This window comes from Paenibacillus sp. CMAA1364 (genome assembly GCF_054373195.1).
The window spans coordinates 1-5,568 of sequence record NZ_JBITNB010000047.1; the positions used below are offsets into that span (position 1 = coordinate 1).

The 5,568-nt window shown below is 38.1% G+C and carries 5 protein-coding genes; all 5 read left to right on the forward strand.

All coding sequences use genetic code 11. From position 1 onward, the window contains the following. The first annotated feature begins 233 nt into the window (after nucleotides 1-233). Nucleotides 234-1,148: a phosphotransferase gene (locus ACH8E3_RS16485; protein WP_458633738.1), complete on the forward strand. Its 915-nt coding sequence runs from the start codon at nucleotides 234-236 to the stop codon at nucleotides 1,146-1,148. A gap of 440 nt (nucleotides 1,149-1,588) precedes the next feature. Continuing rightward, nucleotides 1,589-2,146, forward strand: a complete 558-nt coding sequence (locus tag ACH8E3_RS16490) for an imm11 family protein (protein ID WP_458633739.1) — start codon at nucleotides 1,589-1,591, stop codon at nucleotides 2,144-2,146. Further along, nucleotides 2,119-3,120: a leucine-rich repeat domain-containing protein gene (locus ACH8E3_RS16495; RefSeq protein WP_458633740.1), complete on the forward strand. Its 1,002-nt coding sequence runs from the start codon at nucleotides 2,119-2,121 to the stop codon at nucleotides 3,118-3,120. The genes ACH8E3_RS16490 and ACH8E3_RS16495 overlap by 28 nt, the downstream gene beginning before the upstream one ends. A gap of 356 nt (nucleotides 3,121-3,476) precedes the next feature. Beyond that, nucleotides 3,477-3,839: a VOC family protein gene (locus ACH8E3_RS16500; protein ID WP_458633741.1), complete on the forward strand. Its 363-nt coding sequence runs from the start codon at nucleotides 3,477-3,479 to the stop codon at nucleotides 3,837-3,839. Nucleotides 3,840-4,898: 1,059 nt separating this feature from the next. Beyond that, complete coding sequence (locus ACH8E3_RS16505; protein ID WP_458633742.1) at nucleotides 4,899-5,357, forward strand: hypothetical protein; 459 nt, start codon at nucleotides 4,899-4,901, stop codon at nucleotides 5,355-5,357. The last annotated feature ends 211 nt before the right edge of the window (nucleotides 5,358-5,568 follow it).

The window sequence follows — 5,568 nt, forward strand, 5'->3', positions numbered from 1 at the left end:
TCCTCGGTCGCCAAGAGGAATTTCAGAGAAGTTAATACAAGCGACACATTCAACCGGCTAAGTCTTACGACCCGTTCCCTAAGGTCACTTAAGCCGCTTGAACGTCAGGAATGCGGAAACGTTATAGGAAATCAGCAAAAAAACTAAATAAAATGTACCATAGCCACACTTAATACTTCGATGTTATTTTAAAGTTTTAATTTTATATCTTTTTTAGTTAAGGAGATTTTGTATTGTCAAATATAGATAAACTAGTTTCTCAAGTGTTAATTGCTGTTAAAACTATTGGTTTAGCTGAAATAACACCTATTGTTCTTAGTAATGGAGGCAACCTGATTATTCATTTGGCCCCCCATCCAATTGTTGCCCGATTAGCCAATGTCATTTCACAGGAAGAAGCGGATCTCGCATACAAAAGACTTTATCGAGAATTAAAGGTAGCACGTCACCTTCAAATCAAGAATGTTCCCGTGTTATTACCTACTGGTCTTGTTGATGCAGGACCATACGACGTTGATGGGACATGGATGACGCTTTGGAACTATGTTCCTCCTACACAATTACAAGGACCATCACCGAATGAAGCCGTTGGGCTGGTAAGTAGTCTCTCCGTTGCAATGAAGGACTTTTTTGACGAACTTCCAGTGCTTGGTGTTTGGGAACGGACTAGTCAATCGGCTGCGAGATTGATGAAAAGTTCTGACCAACGTATACAAGCATTACTAAAGTTGTTTCATAAAGTAGATAAACAGATGCGATTAGAAACAAGTTTGCTAATACCATGTCATGGAGATGCCCATGCTCGAAACTTAGTACCAAGTTCTGAAGGCTGGATTTGGACAGACTTTGAGGATGTATCATTGATGCCCGCTTACTGGGACCTAGCATCATTTGTTGGTAATCTCGCCTTGTTTAATGGATTTAAGGAGCCAACTTTTAGATACATATTGAGCAATAAAGACATCGTTGTTGATCCAAAAGCATTTAGTTTTGCCATTACCGCCCGCATATTGATGTCTACACTAGGTAATTTAGATTACGCTATTGAAGGTTATGGTGATTTAAAATTTGCTACTCAACAACTAGAGCTCGCGGGAGATTTTATTAGCCAAGTAGACCAAATTATTGAAAAAAAACATAGAAATTAATTGATCAAACGAGGCACAATAGTTGATGAAAGCGATGTATAAGTATACTCGAAGAAGTCGCTGACATCCTATAACATTTCATTTCAGCATCGTCGCTGCCGCTCCTCGGTCGCCAAGGGGATTTTCTAAGAAGTGGAATCAGGCGACACATTCAACCGGCTAAGTCTGACGACCCGGCACTTCGTGCCTTAAGCCGCTTGAACGTCAGAAATGCGGGTACGTTATCGGAAATCAGCGAACACATAAAAACCCTCGATAATCCATTAATTAGAAGCTATTCACCTAACGAAAGAATAGTACTAATAGTTCCAATTCCTCTGGATTATAGGTAACCTTACTTAACACGTTTCTTTGACTGAATTTCGAGGTTGGGAGTCTATTTTGTTAATGAGACGAATCATTAATTTGAAAATACATTACTTCGAAAAGGGTAGATGTTAGTGAAGATTTGGTGGTTAGCTACATCAGAGAAGTGTACCGCAATCGAAGCTGAAAGCTTTGATGAATATTATGATCATGTAAAAACTTATTTCGATGATGAGACAAAAGAGTGGAAGCCAATACGATTTTTGACTAGACGAAAAGGAAACAAAAGTGATTGTGCCGAGTTTATGATAGGCTATACCGTATTTATGAAGAAAGCGAAAGAAGTATTATCCCCACTATTAGGGGAGGGGGTAGAATTTCTCCCTATTACCCATAATGAACACGAAATGTATTTTGTTAAAGTGAAAAATATCCAAGATTTTATTGATATGAGTAATCCTGTTGAGAAAAGGATCAATTATGGTTATTTCTCGGAGTATGTACATATTAACCGTGAAATGGTGGATCATTCCACTCCGATCTTCCGAATGCCTCCGCATCTGAAGACAAGAATTTATGTGACGGACGAATTCAAAAAAGCAGTCGAGGACAATAAGCTGAAAGGATTTCACTTCGTAGAAGTATGGGACACAGAGTATAGTATATGGAAGAAGACAGAAAAGAGCGGTTAAAAAAATTCGATAGCTTCTACGAAGGAATCTCATCTCGGGAGAAGGTTAGCTATAGCACAGCAGCAAATCTCATAGATGATGGAAAGCAAGTACGGTGTGGAAAACACATTATGAAGGTTAAGGATAATTTATTACTTATTGGTCAAATTCTCGAAGATGAAACCATTCAATGGGTTCATCCGTCCTTTGTCGCTCCTCTATTCTTCGAATTACAATGGCTTGTATACGATTACAAAGAAGAGGAGAGGTTGAAAGAAGAATTTATGGCCGAATTGTCTTATGAAATCAATGGTCCAAGAGGCAAACCGGTGACTTTTGAAGATCAGAGTCTCGAGACTATCATTCGTAGGGAACTGAACATTTATAAAGATGATCTTACTGAAATCAATCTACTGAAACTAAGTAGTATTTCCCCAAACTATAAAGATGCACCTATTAGTTGCTTAAAAGGAGTTAAGTATGCACAGAATTTACGCAGTATATCAATTAAAGATAATCCCGAATTCGACACAAGGGAGCTAAGGGAATTAACATCTGGAGTGGTTTCCTTGTCCCTTCAAGGCTGTGCAATTAATAATATATCAATTCTTAAGGAATTGAACCTTCCTATGTTGGCTTGTATATTTTTAAACCATAACCAGATAAAAGATTTATCGATTCTTAGCCGATTTGAAAGATTATCTCACATTGATGTTTTATCCAATTCAGTTAAAGACATCAGACCGTTGAATGAAATTCCTTACCTGGACTGCATTAACTTGAGAGAGAATCCAGTAGACAATATTCAGGAGCTGCAACTACCGGAAGTTCGTTACCTTTATTTAGATGGCATTCACACGGAAGATTGGAGTTTTTTACTGACAAACTTCCCTAGGTTAGAATACGTATCAGTATCCCTAGAAGGGATGACAGCGGAGGAAAAGAGAAGTATTAAGAACGTGAAGAAGCAGAAGAAATTCGAAGTTGTTTGGTAATTATTCGCCATTTGAGAAGCAACACTAAGTTCCGACTTCAAAGTAAAGGAAGTAGGTTGTTAGGGCAACTGCACCTTGACTCCTTAAGCTAACGGTACACGTTAGTTAAAGATAACTAAAGTTGAGGGATATTTCAAAGAAGACGCTGACATCCGATAACACCACATTCCTACTGCGGGCATTCGCCCTTGATCGCCTAGAAGGATTTTCAAGAAGATTATTCAGGCGACACATTCAACCAGCTAAGTCTGACGACCCGTTCCCTACGGTCACTTAAGCTGCTTGAATGTCAGGAATGTACAAACGTTAGATGAAAGAACGAAGCATGTTTATTAAAACCTGAAAGGAGCATTATTATGATTATTGGATTTCATCATGCTCAAATCACAATACCTAAAGACAAAGAAGAAGAGGCTAGGAATTTCTATTGCGGAATATTGCACCTGAAGGAAATCTCAAAGCCAAAATCATTAATTGGTAGAGGCGGTTTTTGGGTTCAAGTAGGAGATCAACAATTACATGTTGGAACAGAAGACGAGGTCGATCGCTTTCAGACAAAAGCCCACCTAGCTTATGAAGTAACGGACTTAAATACCATTGAAAAGATTCTAGTAGACAATGGTATTGAAATACTTGAATCAGTACCAATTCCAGGATATGAGAGATTTGAATTTAGAGATCCATTTGGTAACAGAGTAGAGTGTATCAGACCAGTATAAAAGTCTATTAAAGACATATCTAAAGGCACTTTAAAGGCATTTATCTGGGGTAACTCAGTGTCCTTCATCTAACATTGCATTACCACAGCGGTCGCTACGCTTCCTTGGTCACAGGAGGAAATTATTAGAAATTAATTCAGGTGACACATCCAACCAGCTAAATGGCAGAGCCACCAGGACCTACGATCCTTAAGCCGTTTGGACGTCGGTAATGCGCGAACATTATAGGAAATCAGCGCAGATAAGGAAAATTCAAATTAACCCTTGTATTGAATTATATAAATCGCAGAAAACTTAAAAATATAACGGGGAATGTAGTAATATATACGTGTGTTTAGGAGGGGATATTTTGCTAAGCACTGTGATTATTTCACTCACAGTTATAATTTCAGTTTTGTTTATATTTGGTCTTATACTATGTAGAAAACATTCCTTTATAGCGGGCTTCTATTTCTTTCTCATCTTACTTGTCCATTTGATTTTATCTTATATTTATCCTCCATTTATCAGTAGATATATTGATTCAATTGTTGGAGGTAATACTTCCCTACCGATGGGAATGACTATTGGCAGATTAGTAGCTTGGTTTAGTATAATTCCTAGAATTATAGAAGTTATTGCTTTTAGCTTTTTAGTTATTGGACTATATCGAATGTGGAAACCCAAGACCACAAAGACATGATCATCGCGGCTTATTCCCGCAAACGGAACACAATAGATAATTGAGTAAGTAGATCGAAGAAGGCGCTGACATCCTATAACACCATTTTTCTGCCGCGTGCCTCCGGCCCCTTGGGTTCGGCACTAGCTGGAATTACTTCAGCCAGTTGGCAACGAACAACATCCCTTTTCCTAAGCGCATCGCGCCCGGCGGAGAACGTGCTTCGCACGATTCTCTAGCAACTTAAGGAAAATGGACGTTAGAAACACACAAACGTTATCGGAAATCAGCGAACACATAAAAAAACTCAATAATCCATTCATTAGAAGTATTCACCTACCAGGCAGTTTAGTTCCAATATGTGTATTCTAAGATAAGGGATTTGAACAGGGGGGGCAATGTTGAAGGAAATAAAGCATCCAGTTAAGAGTCCATCAAGGATTGGAACCATTATAAGTATGATAGTTATTATATCGAGTCAATCTATTCTTGTATTGGGATTATGGGATCATAGGGGTGTATTTTACGCTTCGTTAACAGCGGTTCTTATGGGTTTAGTTGTACTATTACTCGCATTGTACAGTACATTTTTTAAGAAACCAACCGAGTTATGCCTATCCAATGAGCAAATCATATTAAATGGGAATATAATTAATTCAAGGGATATTAAAGTGATAATGACTCGGGGGTACTTTAAACCTGTTATTGGGATATTACCTTACAGGAGGAAGATCGTCCCATTGGATATGGCATTTAGGTATTCAAAGGATGAAGATAGAGGTATCTCGGATTTAAAGAGTTGGGCAGAAATGAACAATGTAAAGATAGTCAATAAATCGTTTCAAACGTGGATATAAGTGTATTCAAAAGCACTATTCGGTACGGTCATTATCTTATTCAGAGGAGAAGCTTAACCAGGATGACATTGGAACGGCTACACTAAGTTAGACAAAGAAAATAGGGGCTAGTAAAATGGAGAAATAAATAAGGGAGCGAATCTACTATTCCAAAATAAAGACGAACGTTCACAACAGAGTTTAAACAACAAATAGTGCAACTATATGAAAG